Annotated in this window: 19 protein-coding genes and 2 tRNA genes; 9 read left to right on the top strand and 12 right to left on the bottom strand. The window is 72.6% G+C overall.

From position 1 onward, the window contains the following. Positions 1-395 precede the first annotated feature (395 nt). Positions 396-1,259 (bottom strand): SOS response-associated peptidase, encoded by an 864-nt coding sequence (locus Sdia_RS26435; RefSeq protein ID WP_100454669.1) that lies wholly within the window; start codon positions 1,257-1,259, stop codon positions 396-398. Positions 1,260-1,349: 90 nt separating this feature from the next. Between Sdia_RS26435 and Sdia_RS26440 the strand changes: the two genes are divergently transcribed. From Sdia_RS26440 to hisN, 5 genes are all read left to right on the top strand, one after another. Next, complete coding sequence (locus Sdia_RS26440; RefSeq protein ID WP_189499795.1) at positions 1,350-2,075, top strand: M50 family metallopeptidase; 726 nt, start codon at positions 1,350-1,352, stop codon at positions 2,073-2,075. A gap of 90 nt (positions 2,076-2,165) precedes the next feature. Continuing rightward, the gene (gene aroA, locus Sdia_RS26445; RefSeq protein WP_100454663.1) at positions 2,166-3,524 is read left to right on the top strand and encodes a 3-phosphoshikimate 1-carboxyvinyltransferase; all 1,359 of its coding nucleotides are present in this window, start codon (positions 2,166-2,168) and stop codon (positions 3,522-3,524) included. A 16-nt stretch (positions 3,525-3,540) separates the two neighbouring features. Beyond that, positions 3,541-4,557 (top strand): ribosome small subunit-dependent GTPase A, encoded by a 1,017-nt coding sequence (gene rsgA, locus Sdia_RS26450; protein WP_100454661.1) that lies wholly within the window; start codon positions 3,541-3,543, stop codon positions 4,555-4,557. A 271-nt stretch (positions 4,558-4,828) separates the two neighbouring features. Further along, on the top strand, positions 4,829-5,152 hold the full coding sequence (locus Sdia_RS26455; RefSeq protein ID WP_100454659.1) for a DMT family transporter: 324 nt from the start codon (positions 4,829-4,831) through the stop codon (positions 5,150-5,152). A gap of 565 nt (positions 5,153-5,717) precedes the next feature. Further along, entirely contained in the window at positions 5,718-6,524 is an 807-nt protein-coding gene (hisN, locus tag Sdia_RS26460; RefSeq protein ID WP_100454657.1) for a histidinol-phosphatase, read from the top strand. 69 nt (positions 6,525-6,593) lie between these two features. Here hisN and Sdia_RS26465 read toward each other — a convergent pair whose 3' ends face one another. Continuing rightward, positions 6,594-8,045: a catalase gene (locus Sdia_RS26465; protein ID WP_100454654.1), complete on the bottom strand. Its 1,452-nt coding sequence runs from the start codon at positions 8,043-8,045 to the stop codon at positions 6,594-6,596. Between the two features lie 144 nt (positions 8,046-8,189). On the opposite strand from Sdia_RS26465, the gene Sdia_RS26470 reads away from it, so the two are divergent. Beyond that, entirely contained in the window at positions 8,190-8,606 is a 417-nt protein-coding gene (locus Sdia_RS26470) for a Fur family transcriptional regulator (protein WP_100454651.1), read from the top strand. 158 nt (positions 8,607-8,764) lie between these two features. On the opposite strand, the gene Sdia_RS26475 is transcribed toward Sdia_RS26470, so the two are convergent. The 4 genes from Sdia_RS26475 to Sdia_RS26490 form a co-directional block, all read right to left on the bottom strand. Beyond that, positions 8,765-8,838 (bottom strand) — tRNA-Met (locus tag Sdia_RS26475). A gap of 287 nt (positions 8,839-9,125) precedes the next feature. Then, complete coding sequence (locus tag Sdia_RS26480) at positions 9,126-10,907, bottom strand: tetratricopeptide repeat protein (protein WP_189499796.1); 1,782 nt, start codon at positions 10,905-10,907, stop codon at positions 9,126-9,128. A gap of 341 nt (positions 10,908-11,248) precedes the next feature. After that, positions 11,249-11,322, bottom strand: a tRNA-Met gene (locus Sdia_RS26485). 41 nt (positions 11,323-11,363) lie between these two features. Further along, entirely contained in the window at positions 11,364-14,348 is a 2,985-nt protein-coding gene (locus Sdia_RS26490) for a UPF0182 family membrane protein (protein ID WP_100454649.1), read from the bottom strand. A 180-nt stretch (positions 14,349-14,528) separates the two neighbouring features. On the opposite strand from Sdia_RS26490, the gene Sdia_RS26495 reads away from it, so the two are divergent. After that, positions 14,529-15,089, top strand: a complete 561-nt coding sequence (locus Sdia_RS26495) for a PPA1309 family protein (protein WP_100454647.1) — start codon at positions 14,529-14,531, stop codon at positions 15,087-15,089. An 89-nt stretch (positions 15,090-15,178) separates the two neighbouring features. Here Sdia_RS26495 and Sdia_RS26500 read toward each other — a convergent pair whose 3' ends face one another. From Sdia_RS26500 to Sdia_RS26515, 4 genes are all read right to left on the bottom strand, one after another. Beyond that, entirely contained in the window at positions 15,179-16,279 is a 1,101-nt protein-coding gene (locus tag Sdia_RS26500) for a YlbL family protein (protein ID WP_100454645.1), read from the bottom strand. Between the two features lie 25 nt (positions 16,280-16,304). Continuing rightward, on the bottom strand, positions 16,305-16,562 hold the full coding sequence (locus Sdia_RS26505; protein WP_100454643.1) for a hypothetical protein: 258 nt from the start codon (positions 16,560-16,562) through the stop codon (positions 16,305-16,307). A gap of 212 nt (positions 16,563-16,774) precedes the next feature. Further along, on the bottom strand, positions 16,775-17,269 hold the full coding sequence (locus Sdia_RS26510) for a molybdenum cofactor biosynthesis protein MoaE (protein ID WP_185393403.1): 495 nt from the start codon (positions 17,267-17,269) through the stop codon (positions 16,775-16,777). Positions 17,270-17,373: 104 nt separating this feature from the next. Further along, the gene (locus Sdia_RS26515) at positions 17,374-18,636 is read right to left on the bottom strand and encodes an SDR family oxidoreductase (RefSeq protein ID WP_370464550.1); all 1,263 of its coding nucleotides are present in this window, start codon (positions 18,634-18,636) and stop codon (positions 17,374-17,376) included. A gap of 192 nt (positions 18,637-18,828) precedes the next feature. On the opposite strand from Sdia_RS26515, the gene Sdia_RS26520 reads away from it, so the two are divergent. Both Sdia_RS26520 and Sdia_RS26525 read left to right on the top strand, forming a co-directional pair. Further along, positions 18,829-20,328 carry a zinc-dependent metalloprotease gene (locus Sdia_RS26520; protein ID WP_189400048.1) on the top strand — a complete coding sequence of 500 codons (1,500 nt, stop codon included), beginning with the start codon at positions 18,829-18,831 and terminating at the stop codon, positions 20,326-20,328. Continuing rightward, entirely contained in the window at positions 20,325-20,858 is a 534-nt protein-coding gene (locus tag Sdia_RS26525; RefSeq protein WP_100454639.1) for an NUDIX hydrolase, read from the top strand. The genes Sdia_RS26520 and Sdia_RS26525 overlap by 4 nt, the downstream gene beginning before the upstream one ends. A gap of 158 nt (positions 20,859-21,016) precedes the next feature. Here the strand turns inward: Sdia_RS26525 and Sdia_RS26530 are convergent, their stop codons facing one another. Beyond that, positions 21,017-21,766 carry an AIM24 family protein gene (locus tag Sdia_RS26530; protein ID WP_189499797.1) on the bottom strand — a complete coding sequence of 250 codons (750 nt, stop codon included), beginning with the start codon at positions 21,764-21,766 and terminating at the stop codon, positions 21,017-21,019. A gap of 15 nt (positions 21,767-21,781) precedes the next feature. Further along, positions 21,782-22,462, bottom strand: a complete 681-nt coding sequence (locus Sdia_RS26535) for an AIM24 family protein (RefSeq protein ID WP_100454637.1) — start codon at positions 22,460-22,462, stop codon at positions 21,782-21,784. Position 22,463 lies beyond the last annotated feature (1 nt).

The raw sequence follows: 22,463 nt of genomic DNA on the forward strand, positions 1-22,463 counted from the left end.
GGGCGCCCCGTTCCCTCCAGGCTACGGACCCCGCCGCCGGCCGGCCCGGCGGAAGCGGGCCTCGGGGGGCTTCACCTCCGGTGCGGTCTCCGCGGTGGTCGCTGCGTGGTCTCGGTGTGCCGGCCGAAGGCCCTCGTGGCGAAGCTGCCTGGGCCTCCGGCCGGGGCGTCGGGAGTATGTGCCGGGCGCCGTGCGCGCCGTGCGGGGGGTGGGACGCCCACCAGGACCTGTCCGGCGGATCCTCGTGGGCCCGCGATGCCCGCGACGCCTGGCACGCACTCTGGCCGCACGCGCGAATCACCCGAGTACGTCCGGTACGAGGGGAGATCCGGGCGCATGGCGAGAGCACGCACCGGACGCCGCGGGCTGTGCCACGAGGATCCGCCGGGCAGGCCCTAGAAGAGGGTGCCCACCTCGGGTCCCTCCAGCTCGGTGACGAGCCCGGGCCCGTTGTTGCGCACGTTGCTCACCGCGGTGGCCACGGGATAGGCCCGCATCAGCCCTTCCGGCGGCGCCGCCAGCAGCTCCCGCAGCTCCGCCACGTCCGTCCGCGACGGGTCGAGCCAGGCGTCCCACCGGTCCGGCGGCAGCATCAACGGCATCCGGGGGTGGATGTCGGCCAGCGCCCGCGGTCCCTCCTCGGGCCCCACGGCGAGCGGTGCCGTCTCCGCCTCGGTGGTGATCACCGAACACGTCACCCACCAGGCGCGCGGGTGGTCCCCGGGCAGGGAGGGGTCGCGCCAGAACTCGTACAGCCCGGCCATCGCGAAGACCGACCCGTCGGCGGGGGTGACGAAGTAGGGCTGCTTGCGGGGCCGCTTCCGCTTCCCCTCCTCCTCCAGCTTCCGCTCCTCGGGGGCGGTCACCCACTCGTAATAGCCGTCGGCGGGCAGGATGCAGCGGCGTGCGGCGAACGCCCGGCGGTAGGCGGGCTTCTCGTGGACGGTCTCGGCCCGCGCGTTGATCATCCGGGCGCCGCCGTCGGGCGACTTGGCCCAGGAGGGGACGAGACCCCAGGTCAGGGTCCGCAACTGCCGTACGGGGCGCGGGTCGTCGCTCCCCTTGACCGGCCGGTCGAGGATCGCGGGAACCTCCTTGGTGGGCGCCACGTTCCAGTCGGGGACGAGGGTCTCGGAGGGCGAGGGGGCCTCCCCCGTCTCCTGGCCGTCCGCCGCCGCCTCGCTCAGCTCGGCCTTCTCGACGCCGAAGATCTCACTGAGGTCCTCAGGGCTCCGGGTGGCCGCGTACCGTCCGCACATACGTGCCAGACTGCCAGGCCCGGCCGTCCGGCCGCCACCACGTGGGGCCCGGCGGACGCGCGCCCCACCGCTGCGAGGAGCCGCCCGAGTATGCAGAGCACCACCACCGCACCCGCCGCCGATCTGTGGGACCGCGTCACCGGGACGCAGACCGCCCCCGAGTTCTGGCTGGTCGTGGCGACCGGCGTGGCGGCCCTCGCCGTGGTCCTGTGGGGCCCGGCCTGGCGCCCGGCGCGGAACGCCGTCACCATCGCCCACGAGGGCGGCCACGGCCTGGTCGCTCTGGTCACCGGCCGCAAGCTGGAGGGGATACGCCTCCACTCGGACACCTCCGGGCTGACCGTGAGCCGGGGCCGGCCGACCGGGCCGGGCATGATCCTCACCACCCTCGCCGGGTACACCGCCCCCTCGCTCCTCGGGCTGGGCGGCGCGTGGCTGCTGGCCGCCGGGCACATCACGGCGCTGCTGTGGGCGGCGACGGCGCTGCTGCTCGCCCTGCTGGTGATGGTCCGCAACGCCTACGGGGTGCTGACCGTGCTGATCACCGGCGGCCTCTTCGTCGCGGTCTCCTGGCTCGCCGATTCCCAGGTGCAGGCGGTCTTCGCCTACGCGGCGGTCTGGTTCCTGCTGCTGGGCGGGGTGCGGCCGGTGTTCGAGCTCCAGTCGAAGCGGCGGCGCGGCGGTGCGCCGGACTCCGACGCCGACCAGCTCGCCCGCCTGACCCACGCCCCGGCGGCGGTCTGGCTCTTCTTCTTCCACGCGGTCGCGCTCTGCTCCCTGATCGGCGGCGGCGGCCGGCTGCTGGGCCGGTCGTGACCGTTCCGGGCCGCCGCCGCCCGTCTCCGTGAGGGGTGGCGGCGCTCCCGTGCGCCGGTCCGGCGACCTCGGCGCACTAAAGTGGCGGTCATGACCCTGAACCCGGTTTCCACTCCCCTCTGGCCTGCCCCGTACGCGACCGGAGCCGTCGAGGCGACGGTCCAGGTACCGGGGTCCAAGTCGGTCACCAACCGAGCCCTGGTCCTGGCGGCGCTCGCGGCCGAGCCGGGGTGGCTGCGCCGCCCGCTGCGCTCGCGCGACACCGTGCTGATGGCGGACGCGCTGCGCACCCTCGGCGTGGGCATCGAGGAGACCGTCTCGTCGGACTCGGCCGCACCGGGCAGCGCCGTGCCGCGCGGCGGGGGCGGCGAGGCGTGGCGGATCATCCCGTCGGGCCTGCGCGGCCCGGCCACCGTCGACGTGGGCAACGCGGGCACGGTGATGCGCTTCCTGCCGCCGCTCGCCACCCTCGCCGACGGCGACATCCGCTTCGACGGCGACCCGCGCTCCTACGAGCGTCCGCTGCACGGCGTGATCGACGCGCTGCGCGCGCTCGGCGCCCGGATCGACGACGACGACCGGGGCAGCCTGCCGCTGACGGTGCACGGCACGGGCTCACTGGACGGCGGCACGGTCGAGATCGACGCCTCCTCGTCCTCCCAGTTCGTCAGCGCCCTGCTGCTGTCGGCGCCCCGTTTCAACCAGGGCGTGGAGGTCCGTCATATCGGCCCCAGGCTGCCCTCGATGCCGCACATCCGGATGACCGTCGACATGCTGCGCCGGGTCGGCGCCCAGGTCGACGAGCCCGAGTCGGGCGGCGAGCCGAACGTCTGGCGGGTCACCCCGGGCGCGCTGCTCGGCCGGGACCTCACCGTCGAGCCGGACCTGTCGAACGCCCAGCCGTTCCTGGCGGCGGCGCTGGTCACCGGTGGCCGCGTGGTGATCCCGGACTGGCCGGCCCGCACCACGCAGCCGGGTGACCGCCTGCGGGAGATCTTCACCACGATGGGTGGTTCCTGCGAACTCACCGAGGCCGGCCTGGTCTTCACCGGCTCGGGCCGCGTCCACGGCATCGACGTGGACCTCGGTGAGGTCGGCGAGCTGACCCCGGGGATCGCGGCCGTCGCTGCGCTGGCCGACGGCGAGTCCGTCCTGCGCGGCGTGGCGCACCTGCGGCTGCACGAGACGGACCGGCTTGCGGCGCTCACCAAGGAGATCAACGAGCTGGGAGGCGACGTCACGGAGACCGCCGACGGCCTGCGCATCCGTCCCCGTCCGCTGCACGGCGGTGTCTTCCGCACCTACGACGACCACCGGATGGCGACCGCCGGCGCGGTCCTGGGACTGGCGGTGAAGGACGTCGAGATCGAGAACGTCGCCACCACCGCGAAGACCCTGCCCGACTTCCCCGACCTGTGGACCGCCATGCTCGACGGGTCCGGCCAGTGACGGCCGGGAGCTGACGATGCGCCGTTACGGAAAGAACCCCGACGAGGACGACATCCGCGTCCGCCCCAGCCGCCGGGGCAGCCGCCCCCGCACCCACACCCGCCCCAAGCACGAGGACGCCGCCGAGGGCACGGTCCTCACCGTGGACCGGGGCCGGATCACCTGCCTGGTCGAGGGCCGTACGGTGACCGCGATGAAGGCCCGCGAGCTGGGCCGCAAGGCGGCGGTGGTGGGCGACCGGGTGGCGGTGGTCGGGGATCTCTCCGGAGAGAAGGACACCCTGGCGCGCATCGTGCGGATCGAGGAGCGCGCCTCGGTGCTGCGCCGCACGGCCGACGACGACGACCCCTACGAGCGCGTCGTCGTCGCCAACGCCGACCGGCTCGCCGTCGTCACGGCGCTGGCCGACCCGGAGCCGAGGCCCCGGATGATCGACCGCTGCCTGGTCGCCGCGTACGACGGCGGTCTGGAGCCGGTGCTGGTGCTGACCAAGTCGGACCTGGCCGACCCCGACTCCCTGCTGGACACCTACCGGGCGCTGGGCGTCCCGTACGTGGTGACCAGCCGCGAGGAGTTGGAGGACGGCTCGGCCGTGGAGCGGGTCCGGGAGCTGCTGGACGGCCATGTGACGGCGTTCGTGGGCCATTCGGGCGTCGGCAAGACGACGCTGGTGAACGCGCTGGTCCCCGAGGAGCAGCGGCGGATCACCGGCCACGTCAACGCGGTGACCGGCCGGGGCCGGCACACCACGGTGTCTGCGCTGGCGCTGCCGCTGGCGGACGCGGCCCCCGGTAGCTGGGTGATCGACACACCGGGCGTGCGGTCGTTCGGGCTGCACCACGTCGACCCCTCGCGGGTCATCCACGCCTTCCCCGACCTGGAGCCGGGGACGGAGGAGTGCCCGCGCGGGTGCAGCCACGACGAGCCGGAGTGCGCGCTCGACCAGTGGGTGGCCGACGGCCGCGCGGACCCGGCCCGCCTCAACTCGCTGCGGCGGCTGCTGGCGACGCGGGAGCGGCGCGAGGGCGACTGACCTCGGGTACGACGGCGGCGCGACGGGCCGCGCCGGGTCGCGGACCGCACCGCACCACGCGGGCATAATCGCCCGAAGCGGTACAAAGCGCGCGGCGGGGTTCCCTGGCGGCCCGTTCTCCGGACGGCCCACGGGTCCCGCCGCGCCGTGCCGCTCGTCGTGGACCGGACGGTGCGCGCGGGATCGTTTCGTCGGACCGGGCCGGGCCGGGGCGTGCCCATGTGCGCCGGACGCGCCCGCGCCGTACCGCCCCGAGGGGAAAGGCACATTCATGGCATGGCTGCTGGTCATCGTCGCGGGGCTGCTGGAGACGGGGTTCGCCGTCTGCCTCAAGCTCTCCCACGGCTTCACCCGGCTGTGGCCGACGATCGCCTTCGCCGCGTTCGCCCTCGGCAGCTTCGGTCTGCTGACGCTCGCCCTGAAGCGTCTGGACGTGGGCCCGGCGTACGCGGTGTGGACCGGCATCGGCGCGGCCGGCACCGCGATCTACGGCATGGTCTTCCTCGGTGACGTCGTCTCGACGCTCAAGATCATCTCGATCACCCTGGTCATCTGCGGCGTCATCGGCCTCCAGCTCTCCGGGTCGGCCCAGTGACACTCCCCCGCCGCCCCGCCGGTGGGACCGCGTCCCCCGACCGCGCCGGTGCCGCCGTCCGGGACAGCGCGGCCGCACTCGCACTCCCGGGGCGGTCCGCGCGGGGCGGTGGCGGCGGAGCGCGCCGGGGCCGGGCGCGGGGGGCGGAGGCGGGCAGCGGGTCGCCCCGGCAGCCGGTCAGCGGAGCGGCGGCCTCGTTCCGGTCGGCGGTGGATCGCACCGGGTCGCGGGTCGGGCGAGGGTGCGTCCGGTCCCGCTGAGGTGGCCGTCGGCGGCCCGCCGCACCAGGGCGCGCGCCGGCCTCTCCTTGCCGCCGACCTGGTTGTGGGCGTCTGCCGGGTGACGCCGGCGGCGGCCGTGGCGTCCCGCTTCCCCACCGTGCGGTCCGGGCGGGGCTCGGCAGGGCCGCACGGGGGCCGGTACGAGCGCTTCCCGACCCCATCCCGTGCGGGAGAGCACGGGGTGGGGTCGGGAAGTGTCAAGGAGGTGTGCGCGTGTGTGGGGGCGCCGCGCCCGCCGGTGACCGGATGGCCCGGCGCGGCGCGAGATCGATACTGTTTCGTCCATGGCCGACTATCACGATGATCTGCGTCTCGCCCATGTGCTTGCGGACGCCGCCGACGCGACCACGATGGAGCGGTTCAAGGCCCTCGACCTGAAGGTCGAGACGAAGCCGGACCTCACCCCGGTCACGGAGGCCGACAAGGCGGCGGAGGAGCTGATCCGCGGTCACCTCGCCCGGGCCAGGCCGCGCGACGCGATCCTCGGCGAGGAGTACGGGGTGGAGGGCACCGGCTCCCGCCGCTGGGTGATCGACCCGATCGACGGCACCAAGAACTACGTGCGCGGGGTGCCGGTCTGGGCGACGCTGATCTCGCTCATGGAGGCCGACCCCCAGGGCGGCGGTTTCCGGCCGGTGGTCGGCCTGGTGTCGGCCCCCGCGCTGGGCCGGCGCTGGTGGGCGGCGAAGGGCGCGGGCGCCTACACCGGGCGGAGCCTCACCTCCGCGAGCCGCCTGAAGGTCTCGGCGGTGGACCGGGTGGAGAACGCCTCGTTCGCCTACTCCTCGCTCTCCGGCTGGGAGGAGCGGGGGCGGCTGGACGGCTTCCTCGACCTGACGCGCACCTGCTGGCGCACCAGGGGCTACGGCGACTTCTGGCCGTACATGATGGTCGCCGAGGGCAGTGTCGACATCTGCGCGGAGCCGGAGCTGTCGCTGTGGGACATGGCGGCCAACGCGGTCATCGTGGAGGAGGCGGGCGGCACCTTCACCTCGCTGGAGGGAGCCCCCGGCCCTTCGGGCGAGAACGCCGCGGCCTCCAACGGCCTGCTCCACGACGAGCTGCTGGGGTACCTGAACCAGCGTTACTGAGCACCCGCGCACAGCACGGCGGGCCGGAACCCCGAGGGGTTCCGGCCCGCCGCCCGCGACAAGCGTCCGTCAGCCGCGCAGGGCCTGGACCGCGGCCTCCAGCCGCTTGCCGAAGTCCTCGTCCGCCTGGCGGAAGTTGTTGATGGCCCGCTCGGCGATGTCGTCGCGCGAGACACCGGCGATGTTCTGCGAGAGGTTCTCGATCAGGCGGGTCTTCTCGTCCTCCGACATCAGCCGGTAGAGGTTCCCGGCCTGCACGAAGTCGTTGTCCTCGGCGTGGCTGGGCGCCTCGGTGTCACCGGTCTCACCGGTGACGGGCAGGGGCTGCCAGAGCGCCCGGCCGGTCTCGGCGGGGCCGCCGAAGCTGTTGGGCTCGTAGTTCTTCGCACCCTTGTGGCGGCCGTCGTAGAGGAAGCCGTCACGGGAGTTGGTGCGCGCCTCGGTGGCGTGCGGACGGTTGACCGGCAGGTGGTCGGCGTTGATGCCGACGCGGTAGCGGTGCGCGTCGCCGTAGGCGAAGAGGCGGCCCTGGAGCATCTTGTCGGGCGAGGGCCCGATGCCCGGCACGAAGTGTGCGGGGCTGAAGATGGACTGCTCGACCTCGGCGAAGATGTTCTCCGGGTTGCGGTTGAGCTCCAGCTTGCCGATCTCGATCGGCGGGTAGTCCTCGTGCGGCCACACCTTGGTGAGGTCGAACGGGTTGAAGCGGTAGGTGGCCGCGTCGGCCGCCGGCATGATCTGCACCTGCACGGTCCAGGACGGGTAGTCACCGCGCTCGATGGCCTCGCGCAGGTCCCGCTGGTGGCTGTCGGGGTCGAGCCCGGAGGTCTCGGCCGCCTCGGAGGTGGTGAGGTTCTTGATGCCCTGGTCGGTCTTGAAGTGGTACTTGACCCAGAAGACCTCGCCGGCCTCGTTGTTCCACTGGTAGGTGTGCGAGCCGTAGCCGTTCATGTGGCGGTACGAGGCGGGGATGCCGCGGTCGCCGAAGAGCCAGGTCACCTGGTGGGTGGATTCGGGGCTGAGTCCCCAGAAGTCCCAGACGTTGTCCGCCTCCTGGGAGCCGGTGTACGGGTCGCGCTTCTGGGTGTGGATGAAGTCCGGGAACTTGATGGCGTCCTTGACGAAGAACACCGGGGTGTTGTTCCCGACGAGGTCGTAGTTGCCGTCCTCGGTGTAGAACTTCAGCGAGAAGCCGCGCGGGTCGCGAACGGCGTCGGCCGCGCCAAGGTTGCCCGCCACCGTGGAGAAGCGCAGGAAGGTCTCGGTCTGCTTGCCGACCTCGGAGAGGAACTTGGCACGCGTCCACTGCGTGACGTCCGCGGTCACCGTGAAGGTGCCGTAGGCGCCGGCGCCGCGGGCGTGCACCACGCGCTCCGGGATGCGCTCGCGGTTGAAGTGGGCGAGCTTCTCCAGCAGCAGCTGGTCCTGGACCAGCACCGGACCTCCGACGCCCGCCGTCTCGCTGTTCTGGTTGTCGGCGACCGGAGCCCCGGCCTCGGTCGTGAGCGGTCCCTGCGTCACGTGCGCCTCCTGCGATGAATCCTGCACAAACCTGTCCCTTGGCGAATGCCGTAACCGATCCTACAATGGACAATGTCTAAGTCAAGTGATCATCCAAGATCACACCAGTTCGGGACTAGCTCCCCTCCCTGTTAGGCTGACTCCATGAGTGACCTGCTGGAACGACTTCGCGGACGCGGCTGGCGGATGACCGCCCAGCGGCGCGTCGTGGCCGAGGTCCTCGACGGGGACCACGTGCACCTGACCGCTGACGAGGTGCACGCGAAAGCCGCCGCGAAGCTGCCGGAGATCTCCCGCGCGACGGTCTACAACACGCTCGGCGAGATGGTGACACTCGGCGAGGTCATCGAGGTGGCCACGGACGGCCGCGCCAAGCGGTACGACCCGAACGCGCACCGCCCCCACCACCACCTGGTCTGCGCCCGGTGCGGCGCCATCCGGGACGTGCACCCCACGGGAAACCCGCTGGCGGACCTGCCCGACCAGGAGCGCTTCGGCTTCACCGTCTCCGAGGTCGAGGTCACCTACCGGGGCGTCTGCCCCCACTGCGCCGCCGCCTGAGCCCACCCGCTCCCCCCTTCCGGGCCCCGGACGCGCCCCCAGGCCGCCGGGATCCCGCCGTCCCGTGATCTCTCCCTGTCCACCGGACGACCCCGCCAACCCCGAACACGACGAAGGCCCGGATTCTCCAGAAGAGAATCCGGGCCTTCGCCCTTCAGTAGCGGGGACAGGATTTGAACCTGCGACCTCTGGGTTATGAGCCCAGCGAGCTACCGAGCTGCTCCACCCCGCGTCGACTCGATCCACCTTACGCGCCCCCACCCACCAGCGCAAACCGCCCCCTGCGGCCACTCTCCGGCCCGTCGCCCCTCCGGCCCCGGCCGTCCCCCCACGCGGCACGCGCTTGCGGCCACCCCTCAAGCCCGGCCGACGCCCGAGGCCACCGGCGACCCGTGCCCGCGAGCGGCGAGCACCCCGCCACAACCGGCCCGGCCGGCGCCTGAGGCCAATCAGTGACCGTGCCCCCGGCCGACGCACGCCACCCGGGCCGGGCCGCGGCCCGGCCCGGCCCCCCGGCCGTCAGGCCGTGAGCTCCTGCTGAAGCTGATCCCGCAGCCGCCCCGCACGGGCGGCCACCTCCTCGGGCCCCAGCTCCACGGCCCGCCCACACCACCGGTCGGACTCGGCCAGCTCCCCGCGACGGGCGTGCAGCAGCGCCAGCCGGAGCGCGGCCCGCCCGTGCCCGGCGTCGGCGGCCTGCGTCCACCAGACGGCGGCCTCGGGCTCGCTCCCTTCGCGGGCCAGCAGCAGCCCGAGGTTGAAGGCGCCGTTCCGGCTGCCGGCCTCGGCCGCCGTGCGGTACCACCGCGCGGCCTCGACCACGTCACCGCGCGCAGCGGCGATCATCCCGATACGGACCTGCGCGCGCCGGTGCCCCAGGTGCGCGGCACGCTCGTACCACTCCTCGCTCTCGGTCCGCTCCAGGGCGGGCATCCCGAGGGCGGGCTGCTCCCCGTGCGGGGCACGGGCGTCGAGGAGGGAGGCGAGGTAGTAGGCGCCGTCGGCGCTGCCGCCGCCCGCCGCGCACCGCAGGTGGCGCTCGGCACCGCGCTCGTCGCCGTCGCGGAGCAGGGCGATCCCGGCCTGGAAGGCCGCCTCGGTGTGCCCGGCCGCGGCGGCCCTCTCGTACCACCGCTGGGCGCCGCGCTGGTCGCCGCGCCCGGCGTGCAGGATGCCGAGGTTGAACGCGGCATCGACGCTGCCGAGTTCGGCGGCCTTGGAGAACCAGGGCTCGGCGCCGTCCGCGTCGTTCTCCTGGAGGAGGAGGACGGCGAGGGCGTTGGCGGCCTCGCGGTGGCCCGCGTAGGCGGCCCGGCGGTACCACTGGTCGGCCTGGGCGGTGCGGTTCTGCGCGGCGCAGAGCAGGCCGAGGTTGTAGGCGCCGTTGACGTCACCGGCGTCCAGGGCCGCGCGGTACCAGCGCTCGGCGGTCTGGGTCTCGCCCCGCTCGGCGTGGAGCGCGCCGAGGGCGTTGGCGGCGTTGCCGTCCCCCTCCTTGGCGGCCTTGAGCCACCACAGGGCGGCGTTCTCCTCGTCCCCGGCGTCCCGCAGCAGGAAGCCGAGCGCGCAGGCCGCCTCCGGCTCGCCCTCCTTGGCGGAGGTGAGGTACCAGCGGCCGGCCTCCTTCAGCTTGCCGCGGCCCTCCAGGATGGTGCCGAGCCGGAGCGCGGCGCGCCGATGCCCGCGGGCTGCGGCCTGGCGGTACCACTGTTCGGCCTCGTGCGCGGCGTCCTCGCTGGTGGCGCCGCGTTCGTCGAGGATGCGGGCGAGCCGATGCGCGGCCTCGCGGTGGCCCCGCTCGGCGGCGGCCCGCATCCACCGCTCGGCGCCCTCCTCGCGGCGGTGCTCCAGCAGGTCGGCGAGGGCGTAGGCGCCGAGGGCGTGGCCCTGCTCGGCGGACTGGCGCAGCCAGTACTCGGCGGCGGGCTCGTCGCCACGCTCGCGGTGGTGGCGGCCGAGGGCGTGGGCGGCGGCGGGCGACCCGGCGACGGCGGCCACCTTCCACCACCCGGCGGCCTCTTCGGCGTAGCCCCGCTGGTGGAGGAGGACGCCGAGGTTGTTGGCGGCGGCGCGGTCACCCTCGGCGGTGGCGGCGCGCAGCAGCGGTTCGGCGCCGTCGAGATCGCCCCGGCGCAGCAGTTCGGCGCCGATCACGCTCATCGAGGCGGTATCACCCGCGCCCGTCACGCCGAGTCGGCGCACCTCGTCCTCGGCCGTACCGGTGTCGGTGTCCTCCCGGTCGGCCGGCTCCACAAACCGGGCCATGTTCAACAGAGTCGCCTTGTCCCCCATAACGTCCATCGTTGCACCATCCGCAACCTTCGTACATCGGGAATCCCGCCGCCCGAAGGTCACTTCGGCGTTTTGTCGACATGCCCACAGGGAGACAAGTCAAACACATCTCGACCCCGCGGCGTCACCGTCCGCCTACCCTGCCAACGCCCTTTGACGTCGGGCGCCTTCACACCTTTCGTACAGTGACGCAGGGCACACCGGGAGCCGGTGGCGTGTCATGGCTGTGGAGAGTTGGGGGAGAAGCCTCCGCAGCCGTGCCACGGTGGCACGGTTTGCACACCTTCGAGGGACCCCGGACATGACGAAGGCCCGGATTCCGATGAGGAATCCGGGCCTTCGCCCTGTAGTAGCGGGGACAGGATTTGAACCTGCGACCTCTGGGTTATGAGCCCAGCGAGCTACCGAGCTGCTCCACCCCGCGCCGTTGTGCGACAACCGTACCACGGCGCGGGGTGGGCCCGGTCAGCTCCGGTCGGCCGCCTGTTCCGCCGGCTTCTTGCCGCCGTCCTTCTCGTCCTTCTCGTCCTTGGCCGCGTCCTCGGAACCGGCGGAGCCGCCGGGGTCCTTGTCGGCGTTCTTGCCGGCACCCGCCTCGGCGTCGGCCTTCTCCATGGCTTCGAGCGCCTTCTCCAGCTCGGCCTGGGCCTTGCCGTACGCCTCCCAGTCGCCTTCCTTCAGCGCGGCCTGCCCGTCGTCGAACGCCTTCTGGGCGTCCTTCAGGGCCTCCTCCACCGCGTTGCCGCCGGTCGGCGGCTCGGTCGGCTTCTCGGGCTGCTCGCCCGGCGGCTGCTCGCCCTCGGCTCCGAAGATCTTGTCCAGCGCCTCGCCGAGGGTGTCCTCGAAGGCGGTGGCGCCACCGTAGGTGACCAGGACCTTGCGGAGCAGCGGGTACTTGAGGCCGCCGCCTCGGACGTAGACCGGCTCGACGTAGAGCAGACCGCCGTCGAGGGGCACCGTCAGCAGGTTTCCGTACTCGACCTCGGAGTCGCCGCCGCGCAGCAGGCGGATGGACTCGGCGATGTCCTGTTCGGAGTTGAACTGGCTCTGCACCTGCTTGGGGCCGCTGACCGTGGTGCTGGCCGGGAGTTTCAGGACTCTGATCTTCCCGTAGTCGTCCGCGTCCGCCTCCGCGTTGACCGCCATGAAGGCGCTCAGGTTGTCGCGGTTGTTGGGCGTGAACGTCGTGGTCAGCGAGAACGCCTGCTGCTCCTGGTCCGGCATCCGCATGCTGAGGTAGTAGGCGGGGACCGATTCGCCCGACTTGTTGGTCGGGTCGTCCGGAACCTGCCAGACCTGGCTGCCGGAGAGGAAGGTGTTGGCGTTGTCCACGTGGTAGCGGGTGAGCAGCTCACGCTGGACCTTGAAGAGGTCCTGCGGGTACCGCAGGTGGTCCATCAGCTCCTCGGAGATGTCGCTCCGCGGCTCGACCGTGCCGGGGAAGGACTTCATCCAGGTCTTGAGGACCGGGTCCTTGGTGTCCCACTCGTAGAGCTTCACCGTGCCGTCGTAGGCGTCGACGGTGGCCTTGACGGAGTTGCGGATGTAGTTGACCTGGTTCTCCTGGGCCACCACCGCCCGCTGCTGGTTCTCCGCGGTCAGCGAGTCCGCCGTGGTGTCGCCGAGGGTGGTGCGCGAGGAGTACGGGTAGCCGTTGCTCGTCGTGTACGCGTCGACGATCCACTGGATCTTGCCGTCGACCACGGCCGGGTAGGCGTCGCCGTCGATGGTCAGCCAGGGGGCGACCGCCTCGACGCGGTCCTTCGGGGTGCGGTTGTACAGGACCTGCGAGCCCTCACCGATCGCTCCCGAGTAGAGGATCTGCGGCTCGCCGAAGGCGACGGCGTAGGCGGCGCGGTTCACCGGGTTGGAGAGGTCGACCCCGCCCTTGCCGGAGAAGCTCGTCGTCTTCTCACCGTCGTCGTCGGAGTAGTCGATCTCCTTCTGGGGACCGCCGACGATCGAGTACTGCTCGGTGCGCTCGCCGTAGTAGATCCGCTGCTCGTACTTGTTCTTCACCAGGTCGCCCTTGGAGGGCAGGTCCGATTCGGTGAAGACCGGGCGGCCCTCGCCGTCGGCCGTGGTGCCCTCGGCGGCGACCACGCCGAACCCGTGGGTGTAGCGGAAGTGGTCGTTGATCCAGTTGTTCTTCGGGATGCCGTTGAGATTCAGCTCCCGCAGGCCGATGACGGTGTCCTTGGTGTTGCCGTCGGCGTCCTTGTAGCGGTCCACGTCCAGGTTCTGCGGGAAGGCGTAGTAGCCCTTCATCTGCTGAAGCTGCTGGAAGGTGGGCGAGACGATGTTCGGGTCGAGGAGGCGGATGCTGGCCGCCTTGGCGACCTCGCCGCGCAGCTCGGTGCGGTCCTCCGTCTCGGCCTTGCCCGAGTACTCGGTGACCTGCGCGTCGTCGATCCCGTAGGCCTTCTTGGTGGCCTTGAGGTTCTGCTCGACGTAGGGGGCTTCCTTGGCCTGCTCGTTCGGGTCGACCTGGAACTTCTGGACGATGGCCGGGTAGAGACCGCCGATGAGGATGGCGGAGAGGACCATGAGGCCGAAGCCGATCACCGGCAACTGCCAGGTGCGGCGCCACAGCGTCGCGAAGAACAGCAGGGCGCAGATCACGGCGATGCAGAAGAGGATCGTCTTCGCCGGGAGGTAGGCGTTGGCGTCGACGTACCTGAGGCCGGTCCAGTTGCCCGCGGCCTTGAAGTCACTGGACTTCACCGCGAGGCCGTACCGGTCCAGCCAGTAGGCGACCGCCTTGAGGGCGACGAAGAGGCCGAGCAGCACCGAGAGGTGGCCGGTGGCCGCACCGGTGGCGCGGGCACCGGGGCTGGTGACGCGCAGTCCGCCGTAGAGGTAGTGGACCAGGGCGGCGGCGATCAGCGAGAGCACCACCGCGGCGAAGCCGAAGCCCAGCAGGAAGCGGTACCACGGCAGGTCGAAGGCGTAGAACGAGACGTCCTTGCCGAACTGCGGGTCCTTCTCACCGAAGGAGACGCCGTTGATCCACAGCAGCCAGGTCCGCCACTGCCCGGCCGCCGAGGCGCCGGAGATGAGTCCGATCACGGCGGTGACGCCGACGAGCATCCACTTCTTGTACGGCGCGATGCTCATCCGGTAGCGGTCGAGGCTCTGCTGCTCCAGCGACATGGCGCTGAGCGGTGGGCGCAGCCGGTGTGCCAGCCAGACGTTCACCCCCACCGCGAGCGCCATCAGGAGTCCGAAGACGAAGAACAGGCCGATCTTGGTCCACAGCGTGGTGGTGAAGACGGAGGAGAAGTCGACCGCCCGGTACCAGAGCCAGTCCGTCCAGAATCCGGCGAACATGACGAAGAGCATGGCCAGTACGGCCAGCACGCCCAACGTCATGAGCAGGGTCCTGGAGCGCCGGGACGGTCGGCCGACTCTGATCCGCGGCCCCGTGGGGCCTCCGCCGCGGTCCGGCATCTGGAAAGCCAAGGTGCGCACCTCAGAAATTCGCGGGTGGTTGTTTCACGTCGTTTTGTCGCGTTGTCGATCGCTTTTGTCGATCGGTTCGGGCCCCGCGATCCTAGGGCCCACTGATGCAACTTACGGAAGCTTTACTCAGTTCCCGATTCCGGGGGTCCAGGAGGCAGGATGTTGCGCATGTCCAATCTCTCCCCCTCCGGCCCTCCGATGGCCGGCTCTCCCCTCACCCGCGCCGTGCTGGAGATCGACGAGTACGTCGCCGGTCTCGGCTGGGACCGTCCCGCCCTGCTCTTCGCCCTGGTCGACACCGGACGCCTGCGTTCCGAGGAGCCCGGTCTCGCCGACCGCCTCGGTATCGGCGAGGACGTGCCCGACGCCGCTCCTCTGACCCCGGTCGAACAGGAGGAGATCCCGGCCGGGAAGCCGCTGGACGAGTTCCTCGCCACCATCGCCTGGCCGGACGCGGTGGCCGGCTGCGCCATCGCCGTGGAGCGGCTGATGCTGCCGCCGTCGGCCGAGGCCCAGGTCCCCGACGGGCTCGGCGACGCCGCGCTGGCGAAGTGGGTCGCCGCCCACCCGGACCGCCAGGAGGTCCGGATGACGGTCGGCGTGCTCCGCGACGGCACCCGCGACTCCGCGCTGCGGCTGCGGGAGAAGGACGCCTCGACCGAGGTGCTGACCGGCGCGGACCTGGTCCCGGGACTGGCCGAGGCGCTGGCGGCGACCTTCGAGGAGTAGCCCGCCGGACGTACTCGGGGGCCCGTCCGCGCCGGTGCGCGGGCGGGCCCCCGGGGTGGGCGCGACGGTTTCTCGCGGTCCGCGACGCGTCAGCCCGTCGTGCAGGCGGGCAGCGCGCCGGTGCGGTCCTCGCGGATCTTCTTCAGGGAGTCGAGCGCGTCGTCGATGGTGTCGACCTTGACGAGGGTGAGGCCGTCGGGGATGTCCCGGGCGGCGGTGGCGCAGTTGTCGGCCGGGGTGAGGAAGAACCGCGCGCCTTTGGCGCGGGCCCCGACGGTCTTCATGCTGATACCGCCGATGGGGCCGACCGTCCCCTCCTCGTCGATGGTGCCGGTGCCGGCGATGAACTTGCCGCCGGTCAGGTCGTCGGGGCTGAGCTTGTCGACGATGCCGAGGGCGAACATCAGCCCCGCGCTCGGGCCGCCGACGTCGGCCAGCTTGATGTCGACGGTGAACGGGAAGGTGTGGTCGGTGCCGGCCTGGATGCCGACGATGGCCCGCTCGGCCTCGGCGCCGCTCTTGCCGGCGCGTGCGGTGGTGACGGTGACCCGCTCGGTGGAGGCGGGCTCCTCGCCGGCCTTCTCGGCGGCGGCCGCGTCGGCGGCGGGGACGATGGTGAAGACGACCGGCTCGCCCGGCTCGTGCTTGGTCACCAGTTTCGCGACGTCGCCGGGCTTGCGGACCGGGGAGCCGTCCACGCTCTTGATGACGTCCCCGGCGTGCAGCTTGCCCTCGGCCGGGTTGCCCTTGACGACGGTGGCGACGACGACCCGGGTGGAGACCGGGATGTCCAGCTCGCGCAGGGCGGCGACCTTGGCGCTCTCCTGCGACTGGGAGAACTCCTCGGCGTTCTCCTGCGTGGACTGCTCCTCGGTCTTGCCGTCGGGGTAGAGCGTCTCGTGCGGCACCACCACGTTGTCGTGGGCGAGCCAGCCGGCGACGGCCTGGAAGAGGTTCATCCGGTAGTCGGGGCTGGTGACCCGGACCGTGGTCATGTTGAGGTGGCCGTCGGTCGGATAGGTCTTGTGGCCCTTGATGTCGAGGACGGGCTCCCCGTCGTGGTCGCCGAGGGTGTTGACGGTCGGCCCGGGCGTCATCTCCGCGTACGGCACCTTGATGAGCACTCCCGCGCAGAGCAGCGCGATCAGCAGCAAGGTGGACGTCAGCATCGTCGCGGTACGGCGTGGCATGGCACGACAGTACGGGACCAGGCTGTCAGCGCACCGCCGGGGCCGGTCCGTCCGAGGGCTGCGGCTCCTGCTTCGGGGCGTCCGCCGCCGTCGCTTCGGCGGGCAGGCCGGAGTCCGCCTCGGCCGTCTCGCCGTGCGCCTTCTCCATGGCGGCGCGGAACCGCGCGTAGCCCGCCAGCTCGGGTCCGTCGTTCCTGCCCGGGTTGCGGGCCGCCCAGCTCCCCCAGAGGGCCGCGCCTATCGCGGCCATGAACGGAATGAGCAGCCAGGCGAGCGCCGCCATGCGTACCTCCACGGAGCCGTGTCGAACTGGCCGATCAGCAGATGAAAGGTCTGCACGCCCAACGCTCGGCCTCCGGACAAAGTTCCGCAACCGGAACGATTCTGCCCAGGGATGGCGGGCCCACCGCCGGCCGCGTGGACACGGCAGCGACCCGCTCACCGCGCGTTGCGGCGAACGGGTCAGCCGGGCGTCCCGCAGGACCCGCCCGCGACTCAGCAGGCGCCGACCCACTCCTCGGTGCCGTCGCCGAAGGTCTGGTGCTTCCAGAGCGGCACCTCGTGCTTGAGGTCGTCGATGAGCATCCGGCAGGCGGCGAACGCCTCGGCGCGGTGCGGGCAGGAGACGGCGGCGATCACCGCGATCTCGCCGACCTTGAGGTCGCCGGTGCGGTGGACGGCGGCGAGCGCCCGCACCGGGTGGGCGGCGACGACCCGCTCGGCGACGCGGCGCAGCTCCGCCTCGGCCGTGGGGTGGGCGGAGTAGCCGAGCCGGGCCACCTCGGCGCCGCCGTCGTGGTTGCGCACGGTGCCGACGAAGAGGGCGGTGCCGCCCGCCGCGTCCTCGCCGACCGCCTTGAACACCTCGTCCAGCGAGAGCGGGGTGTCGCGCACGGCCAGCAACGCGATCGGGTCGGCGGCGGCCCGCTCCCCCGGGTGGTCCGCACGCTCCGGGTGCTCGGGCTGGGGGGACGCCTGGGTGGATGCCATACCGCCATCGTGCCCCACCGGGCGCCCCACGGGGAACAGTGGTTCCCACCGGCCGGGGGCGTGCCGTGCTGGAGTGTCCTCCAAGCCGGTCGCCCCCGGCGCGCTCAGATCCGGCGCCGCGCCTTCCGGGCCCGGCGCACGATGGCGGCCGTGCCGAGCAGGGCGACGGTGGCTCCGGCGGCTCCCGCGGCGGTGGCGTCCTTGCGGCCCAGGCGCCGCCCGGCGACGGTGTGGCGTCCGGCGACCTCCGCCAGCAGTTCCCCGAGGACCTCCTCGTTGGTCCACCGCGGCCGCCATCCTGCGTGGTGCAGCCTGCTGCCGCTGACCACCCAGGGGTACATCGTGTACGCCAGGTCACCGGCGGGGGACGGGGTGAGGCCGATCCGGTGGAGGCGCGCGGCGGCGCCCAGCGCCACGGCGGAGGGCAGCTCCATGCGGCGGATGCCGCTCAGCTCCTCGACCTCCTCCTGCTCCAGCCAGCCGTCGCACCCGACGGCGAGGTCGCCCTCGACCCGCTCCAGCACCGCGTACTCCAGGGCTGCGCACAGGTCCTCGATGTGGCAGAACTGCCAGGCGGGCCGCGAGTCGGCGACGACCAGCAGCCGGGGCGACTCGAAGTACCTGGTCAGCGCGGTGTCGGTGCCGCCGCCGACCAGCACGGCGGGGCGCACCACGGTGACGTTGAGTCCGGGGTGGGTGCGTGGGGCGCGTCTGGCGAGCCGCTCGATCTCCAGGAGGTCGCCGACGCCGGTCGCCTCGGCGGTGGCGCGCAGTTCGGCGTCCTCCGAGAGCGGCAGGTCGTTGTCGGGGAGCGCGCCGTAGACCATGGCCGAGGTGCAGAGCACCACGCGGTGCACACCGGCGGCCGGGGCGGCGGTCAGCACGGTCTGGGTGCCGCGGACGTTGAAGGCCGTCCGGGCGGCCGGGTCGGACTCCAGGTCGAGGTCGAGGGCGAGGTGGACGACGACGTCGACGCCGCGCAGCTTCTCGGCGAGCGCCGGGTCCCGTACGTCGAGGATCTGCCACTCGGCGCCTTCGCACTCCCCGCGCCGCTCGTCGATCGCGATGACCCGCTTGATCTCCTCGGAGGCGGCGAGCCGCTCGGTCAGCAGGGCGCCGACGCCGTCGGCGGCGCCGGTGACCGCGACCACGGGGCCGCGGACGGGACGGGCTGCCCGCTCCGTAGCGGGTTCGGGCGTGTCGGAGCTCCCGAAGGCCCCTTCGGGCGGGTTCCGGCTCTCGGAGAGGGGGTCGGTGGGGCCGGACGTTTCGGTCACATGCGTGCGGTCCGCATCGGCCGCGCTCGGTTCGGACGAGAGGTCGGCCGGGTTTCGCGCTGCGCGAACCTGCGGATCTGGGGAACTCACCAGGTGTCTCCAGCGGTTGTCTTCAGTACGTACCCGAAAGACACGTACGTACCAGGTGGCGTCCATCCTGCCGCAGCCCGCGCCCCGGCGGAGCACCGCGCCCCGACGGGCTCCCGGTGTCTACGCTGGGAAGTGATGTCGGGCAAGCCGCCGCCGGACGCGCACCGGTGGCCCTACCAGCCGAGGATTCCCGTGAGTGACACCCCATTCGGATTCGGCCTTCCGCCGGAGGAGCCGGACGACGGCGACGAGGGCAAGAAGAAGGACCCCCAGGGCGGTGGCGCCGGCCAGGGCCCGACCAACCCGCTCGGATTCGGCATGCCCGGTATGCCGGGCATCGGCCCGGGCGCCGGCGACAACCCGTTCGCCGCGATGTTCGGTTCGCTGAACCCGGCGGACCTGGGCGCCGCCTTCCAGCAGCTCGGCCAGATGCTCTCGTACGAGGGCGGCCCGGTGAACTGGGACATGGCCAAGCAGATCGCCCGCCAGACGGTGGCCCAGGGCACCGCCGACGGCAGCAAGGACGCGAGCGTCGGCGCGGCCGAGCGGCACGCCGTCGACGAGGCGGTGCGCCTGGCCGACCACTGGCTCGACGGCGTGACCGCGCTGCCCTCCGGGGCCGGCACCTCGGTGGCGTGGAGCCGCGCGGAGTGGGTCGAGGCGACGCTGCCGGTCTGGCAGGAGCTGGTCGACCCGGTCGCGGAGCGGGTCGGCGCCGCCATGGGCGACGTGCTGCCCGAGGAGATGAAGGCCATGGCGGGCCCGCTGCTCGGCATGATGCGCTCCATGGGCGGCGCCATGTTCGGCACGCAGATGGGCCAGGCCGTCGGCACCCTCGCCGGTGAGGTCGTCGGTTCCACGGACGTGGGGCTGCCGCTCGGCCCGGCCGGCAAGGCGGCCCTGCTGCCGCTGAACATCGAGGCCCTCGGCAAGGACCTCGGCATCCCGCTGGAGGAGGTCCGCCTCTACCTGGCTCTGCGGGAGGCCGCCCACCAGCGGCTCTTCGCCCACGTGCCGTGGCTGCGCTCGCACCTCTTCGGCGCCGTCGAGGGGTACGCCCGCGGCATCGACGTGGACACCGCCAAGCTGGAGGACGCGGTCAGCCAGCTCGACCCGTCCAACCCGGAGCAGCTCCAGGAAGCCCTTCAGCAGGGCATGTTCCAGCCGGAGGACACCCCGCAGCAGAAGGCCGCGCTGGCCCGTCTGGAGACGGCCCTGGCGCTGGTCGAGGGCTGGGTCGACGCCGTGGTCCACGAGGCCGCCAAGCCGCGCCTGGCCTCGGCCGACGCGCTGCGCGAGACGCTGCGCCGCCGCCGCGCCTCCGGCGGTCCGGCGGAGCAGACCTTCGCCACGCTGATCGGCCTGGAGCTGCGCCCCCGCCGCCTGCGGGACGCCTCCCGGCTGTGGGCCTCGCTGGCGGACGCCCGGGGCTCCGACGGGCGGGACGCCCTCTGGGAGCACCCGGACATGCTGCCGACCGCGCAGGACCTGGACGACCCGGACGGCTTCGTCCACCGTGAGCACGCGGACTTCTCCGAGCTGGACAAACTGCTCGGCGAGGCCGCGGGCGGCCCGTCCCTCTCCAAGGACCAGTCCGGTGAGCAGGGCGACTCCCGGGAGCGGGACAAGGGCGCCGCCGAGGACCGTGACGGCGACGGCGAGGACCGGGAAGGCGGCGAGGGTCCCCGGTGACCCTCCACGACGACGCGGTCCTCGTCCTCAAGGGGTACGAGGCCCAGCCGGAGCTGTGCCGGCAGTACCTGGACCACCTGGCGGCCCACCCCGACGGTGTGTACAAGCCGTGCGTCGCCGGGCATCTCACCGCCAGCGCGCTGGTGCTCGACCCGTCCCGCGGGCAGGTCCTGCTCACCCTCCACCGCAAGCTGAACATGTGGCTCCAGATGGGCGGCCACTGCGAGGCCGAGGACATCTCGGTGGCCCGGGCCGCGCTGCGCGAGGCGACCGAGGAGTCGGGCATCCCGGGCCTGGAGCTGCTTCCGGGCGGGCCGGTCCGCCTCGACCGGCATCGCATCCCCGCTCCGTGCCACTGGCACCTGGACGTCCAGTACGCCGCCGTCGCCCCGCCGGGCGCGGACGCGGCGATCAGCGACGAGTCCCTGGACCTGCGCTGGTTCGGCTATGACGAGGTGGCGGGGGTGGCCGACGCCTCGGTCGTCCGGCTGCTGGCAGCCGCCCGGGACCGGCTGGCCGCGGCCGGCTGACCCGGCGGGGGCGGCGCGGCCCGGGAGGAGCGTGCGGTAGCGGGCCCTGGCCGCGTGCCGCACGCTCCTCCCGGGCCGCCTGCCGTACGGTCTCGGCGGTCGGGCGCGGCCGGAGCCGCCCGGCCCACCCCTCGCACAGCCCCGGGCCGCGGGTGCCGTCAGCTCCAGACGTTGCCCTGGTTCATCCCGCGGGCGCCCTGCTGGCCCATGCCGAACTGCCCGGCGAGTCCGCCGGTGGCGGCGTTCTGCGGGGGCAGCAGTTCGCTGGGCTGGACCAGGGCGAAGCCGGAGCCGAGGAAGCTCAGCTCCCAGCCCTCCCCGGTGCTGCCGCGCCGCCGCCAGACGCCGGAGGAGTGGGTCTGGGCCTGCATCTGCACCCGCAGCGAGGTCGACCAGGCGACGATGGCGTCCGCGTCCGCGCTGACGTACTTCTCCGGGGTCACCTGGAGCATCAGCGGCGGGCCGGAGGTCATCAGGGCGATCTTGCCGCGGCCGGTGATGTTGAGCTGGTACTTGCCCGAGCCGGAGATGCCGAACTGGCTGTCCACGGCGAGGACCTCGGCGTGCAGCGAGGAGTCCATGGCGAGGACGTAGGAGCTGTCGACGGTCAGTCCGTCCTGCTCGACGTCGAGGATGTGGACGTACTGGGCGAGGTTGGCGAAGTAGACGCTGCCCTGGCCGGAGCAGCGCATGAGGTCGAGTCCCTCGCCGGTCCAGGCTCGGGCCTGCTGCTGGAGCGACTGGTACTCGCCGTCGAACTCGACGAGGCCCTGGTAGGCGACCATGGCGCCCTTGCGGGCGAGGATGTCGTCGTGGCCGGTGAGGGTGACCCTCAGCATCTGCGCGTTCTGCAGGGCGTAGCGGTCCTGGGACTGCTGCTCGGTGAAGGCGAAAAGCGGACTCTGCATGGTGGTGGCTCCCCCTCAGCCCCGGACCCGGAGGCGGTCGGTGCTGTCCTCGCTGGGCTGGACGACGACGATCCCCTCGCCGGAGAACGCCATCTGGTACGCCTCGCCGCTGCCGCGGCCGATCATGGAGGACGCCTTGAAGCTGCGTTTCCCCTTGACCTTGAGCTGCGGTGACCAGGCGATGAGTGCGTCCGGGTCGACGTAGGTCTCGTCGTCGCCGCGACCGCAGTCGACGACGATGGGCGTACCGCGGGAGGTCAGCGCGACCCAGCCCTGGCCGCCGACGCGGACGTTCCACAGTCCCTGGCCGGCGAACTTGGCGAGCCCCTTGACCCGCTCCACGCCCCAGTCGAGCTGGGCGTCGAAGGCGAGGAGGTTGGTGCCGTTGACCGAGAGGGAGTCGCCGCCGAGGTCGATGGCGACGACGTCCGCGCCGTAGTCCGCGAGGTAGAGGAGTCCGTCGCCGGTGCACTTCATCAGCGGTGTGCCCTCGCCGGTGATCCACTGTCCGGCGATCTGGCGGACGGCCGGCGGGTTCGGTTCGTACTGGACGAAGCCTTCGTAGGCGACCATGGAGCCGGTGCGGGCATACAGGTCGTAGCCGCTCTGCATGGCGACCTTCACCATGCTGTGGCCGTGGTTCTCCATCCGGGCCGCGACGGGCGTCGGGGCGAAGCCCGCGAGCTGCTGGTTCATG

The sequence above is a fragment of the Streptomyces diastaticus subsp. diastaticus genome (assembly GCF_011170125.1).
GTDB lineage: Bacteria > Actinomycetota > Actinomycetes > Streptomycetales > Streptomycetaceae > Streptomyces > Streptomyces diastaticus.

Excerpts from the sequence above, each read along its gene's own strand:
- Sdia_RS26435 (WP_100454669.1), bottom strand. The coding sequence starts at position 1,259 with ATGTGCGGACGGTACGCGGCCACCCGGAGCCCTGAGGACCTCAGTGAG.
- Sdia_RS26440 (WP_189499795.1), top strand. The coding sequence starts at position 1,350 with ATGCAGAGCACCACCACCGCACCCGCCGCCGATCTGTGGGACCGCGTC.
- aroA (WP_100454663.1), top strand. The coding sequence starts at position 2,166 with ATGACCCTGAACCCGGTTTCCACTCCCCTCTGGCCTGCCCCGTACGCG.
- rsgA (WP_100454661.1), top strand. The coding sequence starts at position 3,541 with ATGCGCCGTTACGGAAAGAACCCCGACGAGGACGACATCCGCGTCCGC.
- Sdia_RS26455 (WP_100454659.1), top strand. The coding sequence starts at position 4,829 with ATGGCATGGCTGCTGGTCATCGTCGCGGGGCTGCTGGAGACGGGGTTC.
- hisN (WP_100454657.1), top strand. The coding sequence starts at position 5,718 with ATGGCCGACTATCACGATGATCTGCGTCTCGCCCATGTGCTTGCGGAC.
- Sdia_RS26470 (WP_100454651.1), top strand. The coding sequence starts at position 8,190 with ATGAGTGACCTGCTGGAACGACTTCGCGGACGCGGCTGGCGGATGACC.
- Sdia_RS26480 (WP_189499796.1), bottom strand. The coding sequence starts at position 10,907 with ATGGACGTTATGGGGGACAAGGCGACTCTGTTGAACATGGCCCGGTTT.
- Sdia_RS26490 (WP_100454649.1), bottom strand. The coding sequence starts at position 14,348 with ATGCCGGACCGCGGCGGAGGCCCCACGGGGCCGCGGATCAGAGTCGGC.
- Sdia_RS26495 (WP_100454647.1), top strand. The coding sequence starts at position 14,529 with ATGTCCAATCTCTCCCCCTCCGGCCCTCCGATGGCCGGCTCTCCCCTC.
- Sdia_RS26500 (WP_100454645.1), bottom strand. The coding sequence starts at position 16,279 with ATGCCACGCCGTACCGCGACGATGCTGACGTCCACCTTGCTGCTGATC.
- Sdia_RS26505 (WP_100454643.1), bottom strand. The coding sequence starts at position 16,562 with ATGGCGGCGCTCGCCTGGCTGCTCATTCCGTTCATGGCCGCGATAGGC.
- Sdia_RS26510 (WP_185393403.1), bottom strand. The coding sequence starts at position 17,269 with ATGGCATCCACCCAGGCGTCCCCCCAGCCCGAGCACCCGGAGCGTGCG.
- Sdia_RS26530 (WP_189499797.1), bottom strand. The coding sequence starts at position 21,766 with ATGCAGAGTCCGCTTTTCGCCTTCACCGAGCAGCAGTCCCAGGACCGC.
- Sdia_RS26535 (WP_100454637.1), bottom strand. The coding sequence starts at position 22,462 with ATGAACCAGCAGCTCGCGGGCTTCGCCCCGACGCCCGTCGCGGCCCGG.